Genomic DNA, 21,715 nt, shown 5'->3' on the forward strand with positions numbered 1-21,715 from the left:
GTTTTTAGTTCATTACCGTATTGTCTCTTTTCCTGTCACGGCTTGCCAGCATCCCGAAATGGATGCTGAATATGCGCCGGCTGAAGCAGAGCGGCGAGTTGTATTCCACCCGTTGCCACAGGGTAAAGTGGTTGTCGGAGAATGACCATCTGAAATATCCTGACAACGAGCCGAATAGCGGATTGGCATTCCTGTTTATCAGGAACCTGTTCACATCCACGATGTGCCCTGCCGTCAGGAGAATGTTCAGTATCTCCACAAACGCCATTTGCGAATAGGGGTCAACCGGCATTACCGGTCCTTTGAAGTTGATTTCCATCTTGTATATGTTTATACGCTTTAATCGTAATTGTCATCGAATACCTCGAAGCGGGGAATACCCGTGTCGAAATAGTTGCTTGATATGCCCGGATAGTACAGCAGGCTGTCATCCCCGCTGTCCGGGCAAGGCTCATCGTCGATATAGGCCGCATTTCCATAAAGTTCGATATAGTGCGCCACCAGCAGGTGCGGGTCTTCCGTACTGATGTCATGCCCGTAACGGTCACACCAGTCGAAGAAGCAATCCTTGTCGGGTTCCTCCAGCTGTTCCATCGCCTCCCTTATCTCGAAGAAGTTGGAACACAGCCATTCCCGGTTGATGAGCAGGTCCGGGATTTCCTCCCATCTCGTGTACCTGTATTCCGGAGTTTCCTCTTCGGGAAACAGTTCGGAGCAGGTGCACAGGAATTCCCCCATGTCGCCGAAGTCGGACATTTGCAGCAGGTTGTCTTTTTCCTGCCCCATGTCTATGAGATGCTGCGTGGTCACTGCCACTTCTGCCTGATTCAAGTCCATGATATTCTTCATTATAGTTTATGATTCGGAACCGGGGATTTCATTCCACAGGCTCCAAAAGGTCCGCACCCCGGCAGTGCAGGGTTTTTCGGGATAATACCGGAGCCTCCGGCGAGGATGATTTTCCCGAAAACCGCTTGCGGCATGACCTTGCCCTGCCGGTAAGGGGGCGGGCTACCTTTGCCTGTGGAATGGAATCTGCGGTTTCTCATTTGTTTTTCCATTTTTCAGTTCATGATGCGCTGGCTTCCCCAGCTGATGTGTATCTTGCCTTCGCTGTCCCGTTCCCTGACCAGCAGGCTCTCGATGACGGACATGGTGACGTCGAACTCCTCGAAGATTTCCGACTGTTCCTTTACTTCGCCCGTCTTGATGAACTCGTTCAGCCGCTCTTTGGTAAGCACCAGCGCCATCAGGTTCTGCTCCACGGAGTCCTTGTAGGTGACATAATGCACGTCCTTCAGCTCTTTCCACTCTCCTGAGCAGACTGTGTATCCTGCCTTTCTCGTATGAATGCAGCAGTTTCAGCCGTTTTTTCCTGTCGTCCTGTTCGTCGTCATTCTCTTCAGCCAGCCAGGTAAGCGCATATTCCGTGTCATCCTCGTCCAGTATGGTGTCAATTCCGTTTGCCTGCATCAGGTTGTGGATGAAGGTGACAGATATGCGTCTCAGTTCCGGCCCGAGATTTTCCACAAATTTCACAGGGAAGTAATACAGCGTAAGTTCTCCCCATCTGTGGCATTTCCAGAGACGGAAAATGAGTCTTTCCCCATCCTGCTCGATGTTTACATTCATGTCATTGCCGACAAGGTCGCTCATTTCATCATGCAGTCTCGTTATTCCTTCCGCCATTGTGAGTCCCGGTGCATGTACCGCTTCCTTTTTCATAAGACTCGCATATCTGAAAAAGGAATCACGCAGGTACTCGTAGTTTTCCCGCGTGATCAGGTTGCACGGCTTTCCGTCAGGACTTTCCGAGAACAGTTCCGGCGGAGGCATCGGCGTGAATGTGGTGTTCAGAAAAGAATTACGGCACCGCTGGGTGCCGCAATCCGTTTCTTCCTTTCCGTGCCGTAATGCACCTTCCTTTCGGTTTCCGCAATGATAAGTCTCGCGAGCTGTTCCGCCTGATATCCGTCCAATGGTACACATGATTTCTTCTTTTTTCTGTAGTCCTTTGCCATATCCTTTATCCTTTTGTTCCGATAGTTGTCTTGAACTCATATTCTGTCATGTCCTCCCTGATGACCGGTCCGTGAACGGTAGCCGTCGTCAGTTCCGGGTACATGTTCGAATAGTAGTTCATGACCATGTCCGGCGAGATGTTCGGATCCGGGTCCTGAAGAGTAATATACTCTGTTCCTTTCTTGAATCTGAATGAGCGTGTCATTCCTTTAATTTCGAGTGCCATGTCTTAAACTGTCTGATAAGGTGAATACTTGGGTTCCAGCATGGACTGCGGGAAATCGATGTATTCCTCGTAGTCCTTCTCACTGTATGCGGGGTGTTCCTGATCGGAGAGGTACGGTTGCTGTTCGTCCTCCTGCATGAACCGTTCTTCCTGCCAGTCCTGAATTTCAGGCTGCGGCGGATATTGAGGTTGGGAAGGCTGCTGTCCGCCTGTCAGCTGTACGTATTGCGCGTGCGGCTGTATCTGCGGTCTTGCTTGCGGCTGTGGCGGCTGTTGTTGCGGTGGCCATATTCCTGGCTGTTGCGGATGCTGCGTGTATGCCTGTTGTGGTCTCTGCGGTACCGGCTGTTGCGGACGTTGCGGTTGCGGATTTCTCTGTACCGGTGTCTGTGTGTATACTGGCTGTTGGGAGTGTGGCTGTTGCTGCTGTACCGAAGGTTCCGGCTGTGCCTCCTGTTCCATTAGGTCGAAGAGGCTTCCCCGGTTCATTTCCGTGTCGGCTGCCTTTATCTTCTCCTCGATTTCCTTCAACTGGGCGGCATTCGCGTGTGCTTTCGCCTGTGTAAGCACGCTGACGGCTTCCCGATGGTTCCTGGCGGCTGTCAGTTCTTCCGCCTTCTTCATCAGTTTCTCGTACTTCTCCCGTTTCTCGCGTTCTTCCTTCGTCTCCTTGGATTTCGCTTCCTTGGCGGCCTTGCTGCTGGCGGCGGCCTTGTCCGCCTGTGCCTCAAACTGTGCCATGTTGGAGATCAGCCCGCACGCTTTCTGTATCGGTCTTGTGACTGCCTGCAGGAATCCTGTGTCAAGTTCCTGCGGTGTGCCCGTGACAGTCAGCGGCACGATGTGGTTCTGGGCCTCGTCCTTGAGTCCGTTCGATTTGGGCAATGTGGAAACGGTCAGTTGTCCGTTTGTCTTGCGGATGACGATCGTGAGGTCCACGCTTTCCGTCATCATCTGGTGGATTGCTGTAAAAAACATAATTTCAGATATTAAATGATTAGACGATGTGTTTCAATATTCGCTGAATAATTCAGCCAGCAGCCTGTTCCTATCCGGATGTCTGCATATTTCCAGAACGGGGTTCAGCAGCTTTGAGATGTGAACGGGACCTGTGGTTCCCCTTGGCGGCAGCTTGATTGCCGGTTGCGGGACGTGTACTTTTGGTCTTCTTGTCACGGGCATCCCTATCGGAGCTGGTGACTGTCTTGTGATGATCGCTTGTTGCATATTCTTTAATTTTTAACTGTGAATACCCGGGCTTTGGCAGCCCGTTGAACTACAAGGGCCCAACGGCAAATGCTTCCGGAAAGGCAGGGTTTTCGGGAAAAATACCGGAGCGCAGCGAGGATGATTTTTTCCGAAACCGCTTGCGGCCTGACCTTGCCGTCCGACAAGAAGCGTTTGCCAACTTTGCCCTGTAGTTCTCGGTTTGCCAATGTCTGTGTTTTCCGTCCATTCCCTTTTTCTTTCCGTGTCATTTCCGGCTGTGACGGATACAAAAAGAGCCGCCCGCTCCCGGACAGCTCCCTTATGCTGCAATGATAAATTCCGTGCATGTTCCATATCGTCAGATTTCAGAAGACCAGAAAACTCAGTATGCACAGAATGATTGCCAATGCCACGAGAAAACAGGCTATACGGTAGAGGAACCTGAAGAGTCCCCTGAAACAGATGATGGCCACGGCAGTCCATACAGGCGATATACCGTGGGAATAGAGCCAGCTGAATATGATGGCTGCTGTTACGGCCAGCGCGAGTGTCCTTGCCCATCTGCTGTCCGCTATCTTTCTGATACGTTCTTTTGCTTTCATAATCTTCATTTGTTTGGCGGGAATGCCATTCCCGGTTTCAGGGGCTTTCTTGCAGTCCGCCTCCACAGGCAAGGTTTTCGGGAAAAATACCGGAGCCTCTGGCGAGGATGATTTTTCCCAGAAACCGTAAGGCCTGACCTTGCCGGTGGAAACGGGCGGGCTGCGACCTTTGCCCCGCGAATCGGGATGGCTTCATCATTTCCTTTTCCTGCCGTTCCCGTTTTTGGGGAACGAGAGTGTCAGGGTGAACCCGGCGTCAAAGGTGACCGAAGCGTCGAAAGCCACGCCCTTCTTTCCCTTGAATCCCTTGATAAGGCGTGTGGAACCGGAGGAGAAAAGCTGTTCCAGATGCTGGTCCGTCAGTTCCTTGTTCAGGAATCTGCGGTACACGGTCAGTCCGCACCCTTTATTGTCGCAACGGGCACTCTTTTCCCTGACGATAATGTGTCCGGTCTTGCATTTGGGACAGGTGAATGTGCGGGCGGCTGCCGCCGGAAGGCTGAGGTTCAGGATTTCACGGGTAGCCTTGCGGGTGTAGTCCGTGATGGATGCCATGAACGTGTCCGGTCCGAGCGTGTGCCGCTCTATCTGGAGCAGGGTCTTCTCCCAGCTTCCTGTCAGGGAAACATCCGCCACGAGCATGTCCTTCACCGCATCGTAGATATGGAGTCCCTTTTCCGTGGGGACGATGCTCTTGCCGGAGCGGGCGATATAGTCACGTTTGAACAGTGTGGTGATGATGGCGGCTCTTGTGGCGGGCGTGCCGATGCCCAGCTCCTTCACGGCCTCGCGTGCCTGTTCGTCGGCTATCTCCCTGCCGCAGGTCTCCATTGCTGCCAGCAGCGTGGCCTCGGTATAGAGCGGTCTGGGCACGGTCTTCTTCTGGGACAGTCCGAATCCTGAAACAGGAACCGTGTCCCCTTCGGCAAATACGGCCGTACCCTCGTCGGTTTCCGGCTCGTCGTCCTGCCTGTCCTCTTTCCTGCAGAAGATGCCGCGCCATCCCGGACTGACGACAAGGGAACTTTTCGAGCGGAAATCCATGTTGTCCAGGCGACATTCCATAAGAATCAGTTCCTTCTCGCAGCAGGGCGAGAACGCCTCCAGCATACGTCCGGCTATCAGCGTATAGACGGCCTCCTCCGCTTCGGAAAGCCCTTCGGGTGCGATGCCGGTCGTGATGAGAGCATGGTGGTCCGTCACTTTACGGTCGTCCACGCTACGGGTGTTGAGACGCGCAAAGTCAAGGATTCCGGCACTTGTGGCGAATTCGGGCATGGCCATTATCCTTTCCAACAGACCGGGCACGCAGGCCATCACATCGTGCGGGATATACCGGCTTCCCGTTCTCGGGTAGGAAATGAGCTTCTTCTCGTAGAGCGACTGGGCGATGTCCAGCGTCTTTGCTGCGGGCAGGTCGAGGTGCACGTTGCAGTCCTTCTGGAGTGCCGTTAGGTCGTAGAGCAACGGCGGCTGTTGCAGGCTTTTCCTGCGCTCCACCTTCGTGACCGTCGCCGAAGAATCGGGAGAGAGACTGCGGTAGGCGGCTTCCGCCTTCTGCCTGTCGTCAAAGGTCGCGGGATGGAAGAAGCGGCGGTGTGACGTGCCGCCATTGAGGGTGACATGCAGCTGCCAGTATGGTGTGGATACGAAACTGCGGTTCTCCCTGTAGCGGCTGCATATCATGGCGAGCGTCGGAGTCTGCACCCGTCCGATCGAGTTGTTGGACGAGCCGGAAACGATGGCCAGGGCACGGCTGGCGTTCATGCCCACCAGCCAGTCTGCCTTCGCGCGACTGTCGGCGGCGGTATACAGGCTGTCGTATTCCGAGCCGTCCTTCAGTTCCTCCAGACCTTTTCGTATGGCCTCGTCAGTAAGCGAGGAGATCCACAGGCGTCTGAACGGTTTCGTGCAGCCCAGAAAGTCGTATATCCAGCGGAAGATAAGTTCCCCTTCACGACCGGCATCGGTAGCCACGACGATGCTGTCACAGCGGTTGAACACGCTTTCTATGACTTTCAGCTGTTTTGAGGCGGCGATGTCCGTAACCATTCCCCTGTCCGTGCGCATCTGTCGGGAGACCAGGCGGAACGGGTCCGGCAGCATCGGCAAGTCCTCCTCCGCCGTTTTCGTATAACCATAAGTGTCCGGTATGGCCAGTGACACGAGGTGTCCCAGTGCCCAGGTCACCATATATCCGTTACCGGAACAGTAGCCGTCATTTCTTGTATCAGCCCCGACTACACGGGCAATGTCCATGCCTACACTCGGCTTTTCTGCGATGATTGCTATCATATTGTAAGATAAAAATTAAGCCGTTTCCCGTTTTCCATGCGGAAGACAGGAAACGGCGGTAAGACATCGGTTTACTTGATAATTGCTCCCAGATTATTTGCCCAGCGGTGTCACTCCCTGGATTTCCAGTAGCGGGGACTCGCCCTTACGGACCAGTTGGAGCGTGGCGTCCATCACCACGTCCACGCCGAGGAGCACGAGGCTCAGGGACATCACTTTCGTTTTCTCTCCCCTGAGGAGGGTGTCCATTTCGCCGGAGAGTTCCAGCTCGTCCTTCATGATACCGATACCGGAGAGTTCGTCCCAGTTCACTTCATCAGCCTTGAAAGGCATGTCGTTTCCGTTTTCCTTTTTCATATTTCTTTCTTTTTTTTGATTCAACATTCATTTTTCAGTAACCTGTTGTCAGGCAATGCTCGCACCTTTTGACTTGCGGTTTCCCTGTTCCTGTCGCTGGCTGTTGGCCACCACATTGCGCTGCGAGGCATCACGCTTGCGGTCAGGATTCTCGTTGTAGAAGTCCAGACGCCCCTGGTTGAAGTTCGCCTTGACGTACTGCGAGATGGTCTTCCCGTCATATCCCTTGATGCCTTCCACCAGCACGGCCTTTCCGCTCTGCAGGTCCGCACGCTGCTGTCTGGTCAGTTCCACGTCCCATACCTTGGGTGGAATCTTGAAATCCTCGCGCTGCTCGAAGCCGTCCGGCGTACGGGAGTAGCTCAGGCGTCCCGTTTCCAGGTCGGCCTTGATGAAGGAGGAGAATTCCTCTCCCTTGCGGTTCACCATGTCATTGAGGAAAATCACCTTGCCGTCACGGAGCTGCTGCTGTTCCTCCGCCGTAATCTTCACCCCGTTGATTTCGTTGGGAATATAGATTTCGCGTGCGCCTTCCGGAGAGTCCGGATTATAGCGGGTGTAGGACGGGCGGCCTGTCGCCTCGTCCAACTTCACGTAGGAGGAGAACACCTCGCCGTCCTTGCGCTGCATTCCCTCCACGAAGATGGCTTTTCCAGCGTTCAGGTCCTCAATCTGTTTCTGTGTCAGTTCCACGCCCCCGAGTGTCTGGCGGTTGAAGAGCTTGTCGTTCTCGAAAATGAACTCGACACCCCTGCGTTCGGCATTCACCTGAATGAAGGCGTTGAACTCGTTGCCGGATTTGGCGATCATGCCCTCTACATAGACCTTCTTGCCTTCACGCAGGTCATTCTGCTCCTGCTCTGTCAGTTCCACTCCCTTGATTTCCCTCGGGATGAAAGCATTCTCCGCTTTCATGGCGACCACCTCGTTGGTCAGCTTGTCGATGCTGATGAAGGATGGGATATATTCCCCGTTGCGTCCTTTCAGTTCCACGACACGCCCCATGTTGCCCGTTTCGAGCAGGTTCTTCTTGTCCTCGTCGGAGAAGATGTGTCCGAAGTACGGTCGGTCAAGGTCGGGTTTCTGCCGGATACCGTGGATGCCGAGCACCACTTCGCCCGCCATGGACTGCTGGAAGGACAGACGTGCGTCCGTTCTCAGTACGGCCGAGCCGAAGTTCATGCTTATGGGCACGACCTGGTTGGTCTTGTAGCCCTTGAGCATCTGTTCGAGCAGTCCGCGTTCCTGGAGGTATTCACGGGAGATTCCGAAATTCTTGAGCTGTTCCCAGTTGATCATGGACTCGTTGTAACGGTACTGGGGGGACTGGTTCTGCGGCTGGCTGTCAGCTGCGGCAGCCTGCTGCTGGGTTTCATTTTTCTTTGCCATTTCTTCTTGGTTTTTGGGGTTGATACTTTGGTTTTCCTTGTTGCGCGGAACAATCTCGTACTGCTTGAGAAATTCCTCCACGGCTTTTGTCTTTTTTCCTGCGGCGATGTCCTCGATGGCCTGCTGTACGGCAGGGTCGTCCAGCCTGTCTTCCTTGACGGAGAGGATTCCGAAGCGTGTCGGGTCTTTCAGCTGGCTCCAGAAGTTCTTGATGAAGTTCTCGAAGGCGTCTGCATAGCGGTCAATCTTCAGGAAGGAGTTCCGGTTCTGCCTGTCGGCGGCTACCGTGTTGAATTTTCCGTCCTGTCCGATTTGCGACACCGCTTCCAGAATCAGTTCCATCTTGTCAAGGATGAACACGATGTCACTCATCTGCTCGTTTTCGGAGACCTGCGGTTTCGGGGGTTCTTCCCTTGCATTTTTCTTTGCCATAATTTTTGATTTTTAGTGTTGATAACTCATGTTGTCACCGCAAATATATAGGAGAAAAATTGATAAATAATTGATTTGCAATATGTTAGGATGCACATTACACCATGTGTCATCACATTACACCGCAGGCCGGAGAAAACGGAGCGAAAAAGCGTGGGAAAACGGCAGGAAAAGGAGAAAAAACAAGGGACGAGAAAGAAAAGGGAAAAGACGGGAACAGGCTGGAAAGACAAGGGCATGGCGGTACGCACTGCCGAACGGAAGAAAAGGAAAAACTGTAATTATGCGACGACGAACCGGGAGGAAAAGGGGCGATGTATGAGGTAACGATCGAGCAGTCGGGAGATTTCCGCAGCTTCATTAAGTCGGTCGTGGTAGTCGCCAACGGTACGCGGTTGAAAGACGGGGCGACGGGGGAAAGCCTCGCAAGCCCGTTGATTCTAAGCGATGAAGAACTGGCCGTCGAAAAGGTGACGTTAACCACGACGGGAAAGGCGATCGAGTTCGCCGTTTCCGGTAGTGTCGTGGACGGGGAGGACGGTGTCGTGAACGAGCCGATGCAGTGGGTTGTGACCGTTTACAAGAACGGAAAGGAGATCGAGAAAAAGAGCCTTTCTTTCCGGGACGGGAAGGAGATCGGTATGGATGATCTTAATCTGTATTATAATTGACGTGACGACCTGAATGTCCCCCGGATGAATGTTCGGGGGATTTTTTTTCTTTTGGGCGTTCCCGTGGGACGGTCGGGCTTTACGTTTCAAGTCCTCGCCTAAAGGCTGTGGGCTTTACTCTGCAATCCCTAACGCATGGCTGAAAACTCCTCTTGCCGGTGGTGTTCTTCTTCATACAGCCTCATGCGTTCTTGTAATGCTTCTTTTAAATTGTCGCTTTTTTTCAGTCCGAGTTTGGCACGTATGTTCGCTCGTTGGCTGGTTATGTTTCCGCTACTCCGATGTAATAATTCGCATATTTGGCTGACGGTCTTGTCTTGCAGTATTAAACGGCAGATGTTTAATTCGGACGGGGATAAATTGGGATATATTCTCCTGATTGTATCAAGTTTACTTTTTTCCTTTTTCTGGTATGCGGCAAGGGCTGTAAAAAGATTTTCTTTGGATTGTTCCCCTATTATGTTTAACAGGGAGCTTGTCTTTTCTTCCGGGTTATTCTCGCTTAACAACTCGGCGAACGCGAATAGTTCTTCCTTTTTCATTTGGAGACGTTTCAAAAGCATTTCCTCTTCCTCTTTTAGCAAGTTGCTACTTTTTAGCAAGCTGCTGATATTACTGTGTAAGGATCTTCCTAATAAGGGGATCATGGTGTATATGATGATGATCAAAGGCAGATAACTGTATAGGAACGGTTCGTCGGTGATAAGTGTGCAGATTGTATAGGAAGCTATGGTAAGGGAGGACAATAGGATGGAGATATTACTCATATAGGCACAGATGGAAAGCATGGTAAATAAGAGAGAGATAGTAATGTTACTCATTATCAATGCTCTTTGATAACTATATTCATATCCGCTACATATTGAGCAATAAATTATTTCGATAAAAATCTCGATATGTATGGCTATCAGTATAATGGAAAAGGTCGTGGTCAGATTTACTCTCTTTTTAAAATAAGCGAGAGTGCACATAATGATAAACAGGAATAATACGCTGTTAATATAATAAAACTGTTCATTGGGAAATGGAACTGAATATATGTATATGGGTGCGCATAAGACCAGCATGAGCAGGGATAGATGAAAGACTCGTTTTTGTTGATACGTTATTATCATTTCTCTTTCTTTTTTGTCGTAAGTTTGAGTTTTTATTGAACTTAGAAAAGAGGCGGCTTTTGTGCTGAATATCATGTATTTTATTGTTTTAAGTGTTATTAAGTATGATGTTTCTTGCAAAGATAACTGTTTTTTTGTATGTTTAAGTACTTTTCTTTATGATGTTAAGTATTTTTAATTGTTGTGTAAGCATGATTGGCTGCTGTGGTAAGTGTTGTAGTTGTTGTGTGGTTGTCTTTTTAAGTATTTATAAGTTTAAAATGTTTGTTTTTTGCTTTGGAAGCTGGTTTATAAGTGTGTATTTTGCGGTCGAAATTCAAGGGGTGTAAAAGCCTGGGTTTGGATTGTCATATTAACAAATGATTAAATGACGAAAAGATGTTTTTTTATATTAAATGTGTATTGTTCGTGCTCGTGTTGAGTATAAGCGGAGAAATATCCGCTCAGGAGAAGCGTGATTCGGTAAGGATCTATTTTCATCAAGGAAAGGTAAATATAGATACATGTTTACTTGACAATGGGAACGAGATGGAGCGGTTTGCTAAAATCTGTTCCGCATTGAACGACTCCGTCCGTCTTATCAGGAAAATTCAAATAATAGGAGGAGCTTCCCCGGAAGGAGGGGGGCTGTTGAATGGAAGGCTGTCTGAAAAACGAGCAGAGGTTTTGTGGCGGTATATATCACCTTATATAAAGATTCCGGTATTGGAGAGGGATTTTCATTTTTCGGGAAGCGACTGGAACGGACTTATAACGATGGTGAGAGCGGATGTGAATGTTCCGGAGAGGGAGGATGTCCTTCGTTTGTTGGAGAAGATCGTCCGTTTGGAAAACCAGGACAGCCCTTATTGGGGGGGGAGAACTGAAAAGACTGAAAGGGGGGAGGCCATACTCATATTTGTATAAATTCCATTTTCCGAAACTTCGTTCGTCGATGGTGAAAATATGCTATGATAGTGATCCGATGAATCCCGTCAGAGATACGGTATATATACATACACGTGATACGTTGTGCATCCGTGATACCGTTACCGTCATAGCTCCGGTAAAGAAACGGCCGTTTTGCATGGCGGTGAAAACAAACTTGCTTTATGACGCTGTTTTGATACCTGACATCGGGGTTGAGTTCTGTTTGGGGAAGAACTGGTCTGTGGCCGGGAATTGGATGTATGCCTGGTGGAAAAGTGATCGGAAGCATAATTATTGGCGTATCTATGGGGGAGATGTGGAGTTGCGCCGCTGGTTCGGTCGGAGAGCGGTGGAAAAACCGTTTTCCGGGCATCATGTCGGATTGTACGGGCAGATCGTCACCTATGATTTCGAATTGGGTGGGAAAGGTTACTTGGGGGATAAATGGAGTTACGGGGGAGGCGTGGCTTACGGCTACTCGTTACCTGTGGGACATCGGTTCAATGTGGATTTCACGTTGGGAATCGGCTACCTTGGAGGAGCGTACAAGGAATACATCCCTTTGGACGGTCACTATGTATGGCAGACCACTAAAAACCGCCGCTGGTTCGGCCCGACCAAGGCGGGTATCTCTTTGGTGTGGTTGATCGGGCGGGGGAATTATAGCCGGAAGAAAGGAGGCAGGCAGTGATACGGATACGCTTTAGTCTGGTGTTCATATTTTTATGGATAGGACTGACGGCTTGTGAGCATAAGGATTTATGTTACGATCATCCGCACTTTGCCACGGTGCGGGTAATATTCGACTGGACCAAGATTTCCAATCATGACAAGCCTGAAGGCATGAGGGTCGTATTTTATCCGACCGATGATGAAAGCAACACGTGGATATTTGATTTCCCCGGAGGAGAGGATGGGGAAGTGGAGCTCCCCGAGAATGATTACCGGGTAATTTGCTTCAACTACGATACCGACGGGATGGTTTGGAAAGAAAACGGCAGTTACACGCTTTTTACTGCCGATACGCGTGATGTTCGGTCGCCGGATAACCGGACAATGGCCGTCACCCCACCCTGGCTGTGTGGCGACCATATAGACAGAGTTATCCTCAAGGACATTCCGGAAGGAAGCACGAAGATAATACGGCTAACTCCCGTAAACATGGTATGTCACTACACGTATGAGGTGAACGGTCTTCGGGGACTGGACAGGGTGGCGGATTTGCGGGCCGCTCTTTCCGGCATGTCCGGCTCGCTTAACATGTCCGGCGACAGTTTGCCCGCCGGTCTTTCGGAGAGCCTGCTCTTTGATGGAATGGTTTCACGGAATCAGATTATAGGCGGATTCTATACGTTTGGACATTCCGCACTTGAAGGAGAGCCCAATGTTTTCCGGCTGTATCTCAAGAACCGTTCCGGCAGCATGTCTGTATTGGAACAGGACGTGAGCGACCAAGTGCATGATGTCCCGGTAGCGGGGCATATCGGTGATGTGCATCTGGTGTTGAATTTTGATTATGAGGTACCATCCGAGCCGGGAAATGGCGGTCCGGGATTTGATGTGGACGTTGATGATTGGGATGATGTGAATGTGGATATAGTGTTGTAAACGGATATTTGAGTTTTCAGTGCGGATTGGATGCCGGGTAAACGCTATGTCAACTATTAAGTAATTGAGTTTATTAATTATATGTATCAATTTGATTTGTTTTTATTTATGAAAAAAAGTACAGTAATGCTTTGGGCAATCTTTGGAGCGCTACTCATGGGTTGCTCAGACGAGGAGATTGCGAATGTGGAAACCTCCTCGCGGAATGCGATTGGTTTTAACGTGTTAAGTAATGCGGCGGAAACGAGGGCTTCCCCTACTACCCCCTCCAACTTGACGAGCACCGATTTCGACGTGTTCGCTTTTACGGCGGATGGTACTGCCTTCATGGGAAAGGTCGACACGGATTTTGAACATGACGGAGTGAAGATCGTGTACAAAGATGGTAAGTGGGATTATGACGATGCGAACGACCTTCGTTATTGGCCTTCCGAGGCTTTGGACTTTTACGCGTTCAATCCCGGAACGGTTAGTGACGACATGTTGACGTTTTATATGTGGGAAACCTCCGGGACTGTCCAAAAGATAAGTTATACCTGCATTGATGAGTATGGAGCCGGTACTCATGCAAACTACGACGTGATGTATGCCATAGCCAAAGGCCAGACAAAAGCCACAAACAACGGAGTAGTGAAATTTAACTTCAAACATATTCTGTCTCAGGTCGTATTCAAAGCAAAGACCCAATACGCTAACATGCAGGTGGACATCCGTGACATCAAGATTCATAATATCAAATTTGCCGGCGTCTTCACATTGCCTGCGACAGCCGATGGAACGGGAAGTTGGAGTTCGACTGATTTAACATTTCCACACGCATTTACCGTAGTGAATAACGCAAACATCACGGTCAATAGTAATACCGCAGCTACCGATATTTCCACAAGTACTCCTATGCTGAATATACCACAGACGCTGACTGCTTGGACTGTTTCCGCACCCAACAAAAGCAAGTTGGAGGCCGATAATGCGAAGCAATGTTATCTGGAGATCACCTGCAAAATCCGGCAGTCCGGAGTTTATCTGTTGGGTTCAGCAAGTGAATACAAAACAATTTATGTTCCGTTCGGAGATACATGGGGAGCGGGCAAGCGTCATATCTACACGTTGATTTTCGGTGGTGGTTATACTGATCAGGGAAAGGCTGTGTTGAATCCGATCCAGTTTGATGCAGAGACAACAGGCTGGGTTGAAGCAGCAAATAGCGACGTAAACGTTAAACCTTAAACCAAACGTTTATTAATATCGTACCCGTTGGCAGGTTAAACATACGCAAGATTAATCCCGCCAACGGGTTCTTTATAGGGAATCGCATTTTCAATTAGTATCTACATGTTGATGAATGCACACCGGTCCAGGTATTCTTTCAGCCTGCCATCTTCCTCCATTTCCGGGAACTGCCGGTTCTGCATTTCGTACTCTCTCCGCTTGCGTCGGATCAGTTTCTCCGCCGCACGGATTTGGTGCATGTTCTTTTCTGTCGGCACTTCCGGCATGGGCAGTTCAGTACGTTCCAGCACGAGGTCGTTGATACTTGCCGCCTTGTGCGGAACTTTGTCAAGGAGTCGCGGAGCATATTGTTTCAGTTTGAAGCCGTATGAGGTCTTCACCAATGCCACTTCCTTGCGAGGTACGGTATTTTGCGAGGTGATGTACCTGCGGATGACGGCAAGCACTTTCTTCGGGGTCAGTTTGTTCTTCTCCCATTGCTCCACCTGCTCCCGCGTGGCGTTCTCAGGCGGTTTCTGGTTACGGAACTTCGTGACCAACGCTTCCGCCTTGTCTATATGTTTGTTCAACTTGGCGTGCGCCTTCAGCTCGTACATGTACTTGGCAAGTTTGTACTCGAACAGCTCAAGTTCTTCCTTGTTGATCCGGTTGGTTTCGCGCATCAGGTCGAAACGCAACCGGTGTTTCATCGCCCTTGCCTCGCCGATGCGCTTTTTCAGCTCGTCCGCCGTTATGAATTCTTCCGCGTTGTAAGCCTGCATCTTGATGTGGCCCGATTTACGGAGAAATACCATGATTTTCGTATTGAAGTCATGGACTCCGACTGCGGCAAAGGCTGACGGGCCCAACTTCGTCTGACCGACAAATGAGAATCTGCCGTTTATACCGGCTATCCGTGTCTTCTCCCAGAACCCGCTCTGCATGAAGGAACAGGGCACGATGACCATCAGGATTCCTGCCGGATTGAGCACATCGTAAGCCTTGTCCATATAGTATTCCTGCGACAGTTTGTAGTCGAACTTCAAGTTAAAAGGAGGATTGCCGATGATAACATCGAAACGTTGTTCCGGATAGTATTGCCGGATGTCGCATTTCTCGATATGGGCTTCCGGGTAGAGGTATCGTGCGACAGACACGGCCTTGCCGTCTATGTCGAAGCCGTAGGCATTATGCGGGTTGGGCAGATGGTTGAAGAAATTGCCCATACCGCAACACATGTCAAGAACCATTTCGGATGAGACAGGACACAGCATATCCACCATGTCCCGGCATATTTCATGCGGGGTGAAGAACTGTCCCATCTCGAACTCCTTCTTCGCTTCGGCATACTCGTGGTAGCTGGCAAAGTCGGACTGTTTGAGGTTGTGCAGCCCTCCGATACCGGTATAGCAGTTGTAGATGCTCTCCGCCGGAATGAGGTTCTTGCCGGAGTCTATGGCGAAAAGTATCTTCTCGTTGACTTCGGCACGCATACCTTGCGGTATCTGTTGGGGGATGATGGTATACATGACTTTATCTGTTTATCGTTAAAAATGAAAACACCCCGCAAGGATTGCCTTACGGGGTGCTGTGTAAATCTTATCATGGTCAGTTTTCTCTTAGGGTGATTTCATCCAGATGCAGACGCTTGAAACAACTTTCGGCTGCCGCACTGTCCTTGAACCGGACATCGATACGTCCGTTCTTGTAGAATCGGATTTGCTCGGCATTGGTGGTCGTAAGGTCGTACCAGTCTGTGACAGAAATGTCGTTGTCATCAAAACGGATAATCATCTTTGAATTTCCATTCAGTATGTCATCCGCACCGTAGGCAATGCCGGCACACAGGGTTTCCAGTTCTCCGCCGTAGTTGTAGGAGATTCTGTTCCTTTGGTTGTATTGCATGGAAAAATCGTCGAAACGGATGATTTCGGGAAAGATTATCTTGTCCTTCTTCAACTCCGTCTTGACTTTGCTCCAGTATGCCGGTCTGACAACTTTGCTCAGGCGTGCGAGCAGTTCTTCCACGGCCGTTTCCCGGAAACTCTTGCCGCCCAAGTGTTCGATGACTACATCTACATATGTGTCATAAACAGGACGGAAGCCCATCGGAAGGGTCTTTTCGTCTATTTTATACTCAGGAACCGACACTTTGTAAGTCCTGTTGAAATAAGAAATGATGCGGTTCGCAAAATTCGCGTTGGCGTTTCGGTTCTTATCTACCAGATCGTTAATCAGGTCAAACGGTTTGAACTCGTTGTGTGAATAGTCTTCCCTGTCGTTATGGTAAGTGTAGAAATCACGCATGGAAACCTTGCCGTTTTCTTCGTAATGGAACTTACGTTCGGCTTGGTATTGTTCGGCTTCTTCCTTGAAGACGGCGTACCAGCGGTCAATCTGGTCGAGTGTCTTGTAAAGCAGGTTTTGCTGCGTCTGGCAATAGACACGGTCCTGTTCCGTAATCTTGTCCTCGTTTCTCACTTGTACGCTCAGAATGCCTTGAAGCAGGTCGGGAGCGTTGCCGGCCTTGGGTGCTGTTGTCGTTTGCATATCTGTTAGGGTTAAATGTTAAAAATTATCCGGTTTAATCCGGTAGAAATAAGTGATGTGCTTTTCCATGTCCTTGACTATCTTGACCTGCTCGGGATGGAAGTTGAGCTTTCGCTCTACGGCAGGGATTTTTATCTTTTCCCATTCGGCGGAAGGTAAGAACACATATTCCCGACGGAAACACCATAACACGATTTGATTATCCCAATTTCCCTTGAACACCGTTCCTTCGTAGTCCTTCAGGAACTGCCGGAACTCGGCTTCGTCCCGAAAAGCGATGTCAAAGCCTTGATAGAGATTGCCGTTTTCCGATTCCTCCCTTTTGTGTAGGTAGAACTTCCGGTAGGTCTCGGTCGTGAAATCTCCATACCTGGGATTGGGTTCGGCATAAAACCATAACGGTACCTTAGCCAGAAATGACACCGAACCGTTGGCGCAAGCACCGCAATGCCCCCAGTCCTTGAACACCCCTTCCGTCCATTTCAGGAATTTCAGTTCCTCCGGATTCACGGAATGGAATGCGCCTCCGCTGACACTCAGACGGATATTGCCGTCCTCTTCCCACACGAAAGGCACATACGGCTGTTCGCATACGGAAAGATATCCTTCTTTTGCACTCCTGCTGTCAATAAGGGCGTTTCCGTAATAATCCCCGTGTTCGGTTACATATACCAGCCTGTCTCCGATTTGCGGTGTAATCTTAGAGCGTGTCCGCTCAATGAGTTCCACATAACTGTTGGCCATATCCACATCTTCCTGTGTCAGCCAATGCTGGTGGTCGTATGAAACATTCCGCTCTCTGAGTGTTTCGATACTGTACTTTTCTTTTGTTACCTGCTGTGACATAACAATTTATTTTTAGTGATCCGGCTTTTCGGGGCCGGAGTTCCCGTAACTACAGGCCATAAAAGGTCGTGTCCCGTACATGCAAGGTTGGCGGGAAAAATACCGCAAGCCCTCCGGGCGAGGATGATTTTTCCACGACACCCGGAGGGCTTGACCTTGCTTGTACGAGCAGGACACGGGTTACCTTTGCCTGTGAGTTACGGGGATTCGGCTACGGTATGGCTGTCATGTCCGCTGTATATGTTTCTTGAAATGACCGTGATATTTTATGCCCGAAAATTACCGGCAATCACGAAAAAATGCTACCTTTGCATCAAGAAAAAAGAGTTATTTGAAAGCATGAGGAATATAGTGATTCTAAACAGCTTGGAATTTTCTTATCCGTTGCCCGTTCTCATGCGAGTTTTCTACAAAGCGTTGATAATCAAATAAGATACTTCAGATTACAACAAATATAAGAAAATTTAAACATCATTGATCATCATCTTTTAAAAGAAAAATATCCATACAAAAAAGAGCGATCCTTTCGGATCGCCCTCATCTTCCCTGCAATTCTCCCTATCTATTTCAACAATAAATCACCTTTCAATAACATACGTGGTACGGATATTTCCGCCGCACCGCAATAATGAGCCCCTAAAACCAGCGGGTTATAAGTAAAACAAACATCACTTTCCGAAAAATTCACCGCGGTTACATTTGCCAATGTGGGAACTTCCGAAAAACAATTCTCTGGATTCTTGAAATTCCGTTGAATCTGCTTATTTATCTCCGCTCTCTTGTCATCATTCAGAATACCCTCCGGAGTCAAAAACTTTTTGTCCTTCAAACTATAATTGACCGCATAATACTCCGTCAATCCGTTAGCCCCTCCTGTCAACGTGTAAACCGAAAAACGAACACTGATATAACGCGAGTCCGCCATAAACACACTATCCTTAATATCCAATTCGAATGGAAGCATGGGCTCCTCTTTCATCTCTTGAGCTTTCTGAATGTATTCCTTCAACTGCACCTTCAAATCATTTTGCAAACTGTCAATCAAGTGGGAGATCCATCCATTTACGACCTTGCACCCCCGATCCACCTCTACACGTGGAGAGGTGAAAACCGGATATCTTGCCATAATATTAAATTCATTGGTTTGGTAAGAGAAGAAATCTTTCCCCGTTTTTACCGTTCCCTCTTTACATCCGGAAATTCCCAATGCCAATAACAAGGCTAAAAAAATACAACTCCTCATAACTCCATTCATTTTCAAATTTTGCCTTTATATACGGCTCGCGATAAGAAAGGTTTCTTTTCTCTACAAAAATATCATGTCATTCAGCCAACTCCAAAGCCTGTAATTTACGCTTGACAAGCATTTGCACCATCATCCCTTGATGCTTGTCCTCCAATTTCAATGATTCCACGTATGCCTGATTATAAGCTTCTTTTGCTTCTTTGAATACATTCTAAAGTGTTAATCCAACATCAATTCGATATAAGAATTAAGTTATTTTTTGGGATATTACGAATATAGCTACAAAAGTATTAAATACATATCGTTTTAATCTGGATTATATAGATTATTACTTAAACAACAGAATTACAAATTATTACCACTAGCGGATCTCTTCCGGATATAAAGTTTTCAGTATGCTTATAAAATCCTATTAGAACGCTATTTCGTATAGCGTTTTAATAGCGTTCTAATAGCGTTCTAATAGCGTTTTACACGGTAGCGATCCGGATGTAATTATGTATTCATGCTCATTTCGGGCATGAAATCGGACTTAATTCCGGATTATTTTCCCACGACTACCTCATCCCATCCTTTCTGAATCCCGATGTAGTCACTCTTCTTATTTTATTTTGAATTATACCGCTTCCCCGTTAACTCATGTTCAAATTAACATAGCTAATAGTTGATATCAAATCAACAATTTACCCAATTGTTCCCAAAAGGTAGGGAAAGACTTTGACACCACCCCGGCATTGCGAATCACTAATCCGGGCAATTTTAACCCGGCAGGAGCAAAAGCCATCACCATACGGTGGTCTTGATAGGTATCGATTTCCAGAGAAGTCAACGCGTTTCGTTCCCGGTTCCAACATAATTCACCATGCACGGGAACTTTCAGTTCATATCCCAGTTTACGCAATTCGCAGATCGAGGCAGCCACACGGTCGCACTCTTTAACATGCAGAGTTTCCAACCCGCGAACACGAAACGGAATATCTTTTAAACAACAAGCCACGATAAAAGTAAGGGCCAAATCGGGCATTTCCGTGAAATCCGCCTCGAACAAGTCCGTGTTTTCACCGGAAGCTCGCAACAGGATGTCCGATTCACGCCATTCTGTTCGTACGCCCAATCGCTCCCACAAGCTATATTGCAGGGCATCTCCTTGCAAGCTATCTTTTTTCAGGTCTGAAATGAAAATTTCCCCCTGCCCGACAATAGAAAGCACCTCGTAGAAATAAGATGCCGCCGTCCAGTCCGATTCCACTCGCAGATTTACCGGGATATACTCCTTTTCAGGAACAACGATCTTCCCCCCCTCCAAACACACGTCAACTCCAAACAAGCGCATCATGGAGGCCGTCATCCGTATGTAAGCGGCTGAAACGATTCTTTCTTCCAGATCGAGCGTCAAGCCTCCCGGAAGTAGAGGGGCGATCATCATCAAGGCCGACACGTACTGGCTGCTTATCGAAGCATCTAACACCAAGGAACGTCCGCCTTGTAACGGGGCGGAGGTAATCCATAAAGGCGGATAACCCTCTTCATCCATGTAGGCGATCTTCGCACCCAAGTTTCGCAAAGCATCCACCAACACCTGCACGGGACGCTGTTTCATACGCTCCGAACCGGTTAATTCCCAGGTTCCGCCTTTCAAGGCAAAATAAGCGGTTAAAAAACGCATGGCAGTTCCGGCATGCCCCACGTTGACCAGCCTGTTGGAGGAGGACAAGGCTTCCCGTAATACCCGCGTATCATCGCTATCCGACAAATTCTCGGGTACCGGACATCCGGCCAAGGCACATAAGACGAGTGCCCTGTTTGAAATACTCTTTGAAGCCGGTAAAACAACCACGCCTTCAATTTTTGTCTTATCCCACGCGATAACTCGATCCATAATTCTACTTGTAATTTACACTTGGCTCAAAGCCTCAACCACTAAATCTTTCGAACAATAATTGTCCAGTGAAAACTCCCCGATACCCGAGAGTAACGTGAAGTTCACTCCCCATCGTTCGTTTTTCTTGTCATGCAACATCAATTCATACAGGGTGTCCACGTGATTCATCAAAGGATAGGGCGGATAATGTTGCTTGACGAAATTCCGGACTTCCCGGTAAATCTCTTCAGGAAAACCTTTTTCCTTGACAGAGAGGTACAATTCAGCCACCAGACCCAATGCCACCGCTTCACCATGCAAGAGTGGCGATCCCTGCATGATAGACAAACTTTCGATGGCATGCCCGATCGTGTGCCCAAAATTCAACACCTTACGTAGCCCCTGTTCCCTGGGATCCCGGGTGACGATTTCATTTTTTATTGTCACGGAACGCCGAATCAGTTCCAGCATGTATTCCTGAGTCGTTTCCTGATGTTCCAGGTTCAACAACCGGATCAAGTATTCCCGGTTTGATAATAAACCATGCTTGATCATTTCAGCGAAACCGGACATTCGTTCCCGCACGGGTAAATGATTTAAAAAACGGGTATCGATAATTACCTTTTCCGGAATGGAGAAGGTACCAATCTCGTTTTTCAAACCGTTGAAGTTGAAGCCGGTTTTACCGCCCAAGGAAGCATCGACTTGCGCCAACAGTGTCGTGGGAACATTTATGCAGCGCATCCCCCGTTTGAAGGTGGAAGCCGCGAAACCTCCCAAGTCGGTCACCACACCTCCTCCAACGCACACGAGGATGGAAGAGCGCCTAGCCCCCTGTTTACTCAACATCATCCAAATTCGGCTCACGCTTTCCACCGATTTATTCTCTTCCCCGCAATCCAGAACGGTCACGTGCGAGGGGAGCCAGTCCACCTTCTCGAACAATCGATCGCAAAAGAGAACGGTATGTTTATCTGCCACGATAAATATATCCTCGTGCTGGGTTCCGTCCAGTAATTCAGCAAGGACCATGCCAGCATCCGTGGTAAAAATAATACTTTCCATTTATCCTGTATTTCCGTACAAAATTAAATTATTTTGATCAGATGCCCAAACGGGGCGAGAATGGTCCGTGAAGTTTATACATTCATTTTTCTCGTTTCATTCG

At 48.8% G+C, this 21,715-nt stretch carries 22 protein-coding genes and 3 pseudogenes; 6 read left to right on the top strand and 19 right to left on the bottom strand.

The features are described 5' to 3' along the window. Window positions 1-4: 4 nt before the first annotated feature. The 12 genes and pseudogenes from D8S85_RS11585 to D8S85_RS11640 form a co-directional block, all read right to left on the bottom strand. Window positions 5-319 carry a hypothetical protein gene (locus D8S85_RS11585; protein ID WP_005647143.1) on the bottom strand — a complete coding sequence of 105 codons (315 nt, stop codon included), beginning with the start codon at window positions 317-319 and terminating at the stop codon, window positions 5-7. Between the two features lie 20 nt (window positions 320-339). Next, on the bottom strand, window positions 340-837 hold the full coding sequence (locus D8S85_RS11590) for a hypothetical protein (protein WP_009276377.1): 498 nt from the start codon (window positions 835-837) through the stop codon (window positions 340-342). An 11-nt stretch (window positions 838-848) separates the two neighbouring features. Further along, window positions 849-1,049, bottom strand: a complete 201-nt coding sequence (locus D8S85_RS11595; RefSeq protein WP_005832102.1) for a hypothetical protein — start codon at window positions 1,047-1,049, stop codon at window positions 849-851. A 15-nt stretch (window positions 1,050-1,064) separates the two neighbouring features. Beyond that, window positions 1,065-1,307, bottom strand: a pseudogene (locus tag D8S85_RS22265) (hypothetical protein); the annotation flags it as partial. A gap of 719 nt (window positions 1,308-2,026) precedes the next feature. Continuing rightward, on the bottom strand, window positions 2,027-2,248 hold the full coding sequence (locus D8S85_RS11605) for a PRTRC system protein C (protein ID WP_075965634.1): 222 nt from the start codon (window positions 2,246-2,248) through the stop codon (window positions 2,027-2,029). 3 nt (window positions 2,249-2,251) lie between these two features. Next, window positions 2,252-3,226: a PRTRC system protein E gene (locus D8S85_RS11610; protein WP_075965633.1), complete on the bottom strand. Its 975-nt coding sequence runs from the start codon at window positions 3,224-3,226 to the stop codon at window positions 2,252-2,254. 33 nt (window positions 3,227-3,259) lie between these two features. Further along, window positions 3,260-3,475, bottom strand: coding sequence for a hypothetical protein (locus D8S85_RS21890; protein WP_075965632.1), 216 nt, complete (start codon window positions 3,473-3,475; stop codon window positions 3,260-3,262). A 12-nt stretch (window positions 3,476-3,487) separates the two neighbouring features. Beyond that, window positions 3,488-3,811: a hypothetical protein gene (locus D8S85_RS11620; RefSeq protein WP_159441746.1), complete on the bottom strand. Its 324-nt coding sequence runs from the start codon at window positions 3,809-3,811 to the stop codon at window positions 3,488-3,490. Window positions 3,812-3,822: 11 nt separating this feature from the next. Further along, window positions 3,823-4,059: a hypothetical protein gene (locus D8S85_RS11625; RefSeq protein WP_055300465.1), complete on the bottom strand. Its 237-nt coding sequence runs from the start codon at window positions 4,057-4,059 to the stop codon at window positions 3,823-3,825. A 195-nt stretch (window positions 4,060-4,254) separates the two neighbouring features. Further along, complete coding sequence (locus tag D8S85_RS11630; RefSeq protein WP_077153013.1) at window positions 4,255-6,354, bottom strand: type IA DNA topoisomerase; 2,100 nt, start codon at window positions 6,352-6,354, stop codon at window positions 4,255-4,257. A 93-nt stretch (window positions 6,355-6,447) separates the two neighbouring features. Continuing rightward, entirely contained in the window at window positions 6,448-6,711 is a 264-nt protein-coding gene (locus D8S85_RS11635; RefSeq protein ID WP_075966082.1) for a DUF4099 domain-containing protein, read from the bottom strand. 48 nt (window positions 6,712-6,759) lie between these two features. Further along, window positions 6,760-8,532 (bottom strand): DUF3945 domain-containing protein, encoded by a 1,773-nt coding sequence (locus tag D8S85_RS11640; RefSeq protein ID WP_075965624.1) that lies wholly within the window; start codon window positions 8,530-8,532, stop codon window positions 6,760-6,762. A gap of 90 nt (window positions 8,533-8,622) precedes the next feature. Here D8S85_RS11640 and D8S85_RS11645 point away from each other — a divergent pair, with 90 nt between their 5' ends. Both D8S85_RS11645 and D8S85_RS11650 read left to right on the top strand, forming a co-directional pair. Beyond that, the gene (locus D8S85_RS11645; RefSeq protein WP_127075089.1) at window positions 8,623-8,859 is read left to right on the top strand and encodes a hypothetical protein; all 237 of its coding nucleotides are present in this window, start codon (window positions 8,623-8,625) and stop codon (window positions 8,857-8,859) included. Beyond that, a complete protein-coding gene (locus D8S85_RS11650; protein ID WP_077153011.1) occupies window positions 8,847-9,203 on the top strand; it encodes a beta-barrel fold lipoprotein in 357 nt (118 codons plus the stop codon). The genes D8S85_RS11645 and D8S85_RS11650 overlap by 13 nt, the downstream gene beginning before the upstream one ends. Window positions 9,204-9,331: 128 nt before the next feature. On the opposite strand, the gene D8S85_RS11655 is transcribed toward D8S85_RS11650, so the two are convergent. Next, window positions 9,332-10,393 (bottom strand): helix-turn-helix domain-containing protein, encoded by a 1,062-nt coding sequence (locus tag D8S85_RS11655; RefSeq protein ID WP_015545978.1) that lies wholly within the window; start codon window positions 10,391-10,393, stop codon window positions 9,332-9,334. A gap of 303 nt (window positions 10,394-10,696) precedes the next feature. Here D8S85_RS11655 and D8S85_RS11660 point away from each other — a divergent pair. The 3 genes and pseudogenes from D8S85_RS11660 to D8S85_RS11670 all read left to right on the top strand — a co-directional run bounded on the left by D8S85_RS11660 (window position 10,697) and on the right by D8S85_RS11670 (window position 14,062). Continuing rightward, window positions 10,697-11,918, top strand: a pseudogene (locus tag D8S85_RS11660) (DUF3575 domain-containing protein). Further along, window positions 11,915-12,835, top strand: coding sequence for a DUF5119 domain-containing protein (locus D8S85_RS11665; RefSeq protein WP_127075091.1), 921 nt, complete (start codon window positions 11,915-11,917; stop codon window positions 12,833-12,835). The pseudogene D8S85_RS11660 and the gene D8S85_RS11665 overlap by 4 nt, the downstream one beginning before the upstream one ends. A 108-nt stretch (window positions 12,836-12,943) precedes the next feature. Continuing rightward, a complete protein-coding gene (locus D8S85_RS11670; RefSeq protein ID WP_205702807.1) occupies window positions 12,944-14,062 on the top strand; it encodes a fimbrillin family protein in 1,119 nt (372 codons plus the stop codon). Window positions 14,063-14,169: 107 nt separating this feature from the next. Here D8S85_RS11670 and D8S85_RS11675 read toward each other — a convergent pair. From D8S85_RS11675 to D8S85_RS11685, 3 genes and pseudogenes are all read right to left on the bottom strand, one after another. Beyond that, a pseudogene (locus D8S85_RS11675) lies at window positions 14,170-15,573 on the bottom strand (N-6 DNA methylase); the annotation flags it as partial. Between the two features lie 79 nt (window positions 15,574-15,652). After that, a complete protein-coding gene (locus D8S85_RS11680) occupies window positions 15,653-16,594 on the bottom strand; it encodes a hypothetical protein (RefSeq protein ID WP_005832100.1) in 942 nt (313 codons plus the stop codon). An 18-nt stretch (window positions 16,595-16,612) separates the two neighbouring features. Beyond that, window positions 16,613-17,440, bottom strand: coding sequence for a DUF4121 family protein (locus D8S85_RS11685; RefSeq protein WP_005832098.1), 828 nt, complete (start codon window positions 17,438-17,440; stop codon window positions 16,613-16,615). Between the two features lie 15 nt (window positions 17,441-17,455). Here D8S85_RS11685 and D8S85_RS21655 point away from each other — a divergent pair, with 15 nt between their 5' ends. Then, on the top strand, window positions 17,456-17,872 hold the full coding sequence (locus D8S85_RS21655) for a hypothetical protein (protein WP_005832096.1): 417 nt from the start codon (window positions 17,456-17,458) through the stop codon (window positions 17,870-17,872). A 130-nt stretch (window positions 17,873-18,002) separates the two neighbouring features. Here D8S85_RS21655 and D8S85_RS11700 read toward each other — a convergent pair whose 3' ends face one another. From D8S85_RS11700 to aroB, 3 genes are all read right to left on the bottom strand, one after another. After that, entirely contained in the window at window positions 18,003-18,683 is a 681-nt protein-coding gene (locus D8S85_RS11700; RefSeq protein ID WP_158641559.1) for a PdaC/SigV domain-containing protein, read from the bottom strand. A 673-nt stretch (window positions 18,684-19,356) separates the two neighbouring features. Next, complete coding sequence (locus D8S85_RS11705) at window positions 19,357-20,565, bottom strand: 3-phosphoshikimate 1-carboxyvinyltransferase (protein WP_127075095.1); 1,209 nt, start codon at window positions 20,563-20,565, stop codon at window positions 19,357-19,359. 15 nt (window positions 20,566-20,580) lie between these two features. Further along, window positions 20,581-21,612 carry a 3-dehydroquinate synthase gene (gene aroB, locus D8S85_RS11710; protein ID WP_106480795.1) on the bottom strand — a complete coding sequence of 344 codons (1,032 nt, stop codon included), beginning with the start codon at window positions 21,610-21,612 and terminating at the stop codon, window positions 20,581-20,583. Window positions 21,613-21,715 lie beyond the last annotated feature (103 nt).

This window comes from Butyricimonas faecalis (genome assembly GCF_003991565.1).
GTDB classification, from domain to species: Bacteria; Bacteroidota; Bacteroidia; order Bacteroidales; family Marinifilaceae; genus Butyricimonas; species Butyricimonas faecalis.

Coding starts and splice junctions, on each gene's coding strand:
- D8S85_RS11585 (WP_005647143.1), bottom strand. CDS start 319: ATGGAAATCAACTTCAAAGGACCGGTAATGCCGGTTGACCCCTATTCG.
- D8S85_RS11590 (WP_009276377.1), bottom strand. CDS start 837: ATGGACTTGAATCAGGCAGAAGTGGCAGTGACCACGCAGCATCTCATA.
- D8S85_RS11595 (WP_005832102.1), bottom strand. CDS start 1,049: ATGAGAAACCGCAGATTCCATTCCACAGGCAAAGGTAGCCCGCCCCCT.
- D8S85_RS11605 (WP_075965634.1), bottom strand. CDS start 2,248: ATGGCACTCGAAATTAAAGGAATGACACGCTCATTCAGATTCAAGAAA.
- D8S85_RS11610 (WP_075965633.1), bottom strand. CDS start 3,226: ATGTTTTTTACAGCAATCCACCAGATGATGACGGAAAGCGTGGACCTC.
- D8S85_RS21890 (WP_075965632.1), bottom strand. CDS start 3,475: ATGCAACAAGCGATCATCACAAGACAGTCACCAGCTCCGATAGGGATG.
- D8S85_RS11620 (WP_159441746.1), bottom strand. CDS start 3,811: ATGGAACATGCACGGAATTTATCATTGCAGCATAAGGGAGCTGTCCGG.
- D8S85_RS11625 (WP_055300465.1), bottom strand. CDS start 4,059: ATGAAAGCAAAAGAACGTATCAGAAAGATAGCGGACAGCAGATGGGCA.
- D8S85_RS11630 (WP_077153013.1), bottom strand. CDS start 6,354: ATGATAGCAATCATCGCAGAAAAGCCGAGTGTAGGCATGGACATTGCC.
- D8S85_RS11635 (WP_075966082.1), bottom strand. CDS start 6,711: ATGAAAAAGGAAAACGGAAACGACATGCCTTTCAAGGCTGATGAAGTG.
- D8S85_RS11640 (WP_075965624.1), bottom strand. CDS start 8,532: ATGGCAAAGAAAAATGCAAGGGAAGAACCCCCGAAACCGCAGGTCTCC.
- D8S85_RS11645 (WP_127075089.1), top strand. CDS start 8,623: ATGCACATTACACCATGTGTCATCACATTACACCGCAGGCCGGAGAAA.
- D8S85_RS11650 (WP_077153011.1), top strand. CDS start 8,847: ATGTATGAGGTAACGATCGAGCAGTCGGGAGATTTCCGCAGCTTCATT.
- D8S85_RS11655 (WP_015545978.1), bottom strand. CDS start 10,393: ATGATATTCAGCACAAAAGCCGCCTCTTTTCTAAGTTCAATAAAAACT.
- D8S85_RS11670 (WP_205702807.1), top strand. CDS start 12,944: ATGAAAAAAAGTACAGTAATGCTTTGGGCAATCTTTGGAGCGCTACTC.
- D8S85_RS11680 (WP_005832100.1), bottom strand. CDS start 16,594: ATGCAAACGACAACAGCACCCAAGGCCGGCAACGCTCCCGACCTGCTT.
- D8S85_RS11685 (WP_005832098.1), bottom strand. CDS start 17,440: ATGTCACAGCAGGTAACAAAAGAAAAGTACAGTATCGAAACACTCAGA.
- D8S85_RS11700 (WP_158641559.1), bottom strand. CDS start 18,683: ATGAGGAGTTGTATTTTTTTAGCCTTGTTATTGGCATTGGGAATTTCC.
- D8S85_RS11705 (WP_127075095.1), bottom strand. CDS start 20,565: ATGGATCGAGTTATCGCGTGGGATAAGACAAAAATTGAAGGCGTGGTT.
- aroB (WP_106480795.1), bottom strand. CDS start 21,612: ATGGAAAGTATTATTTTTACCACGGATGCTGGCATGGTCCTTGCTGAA.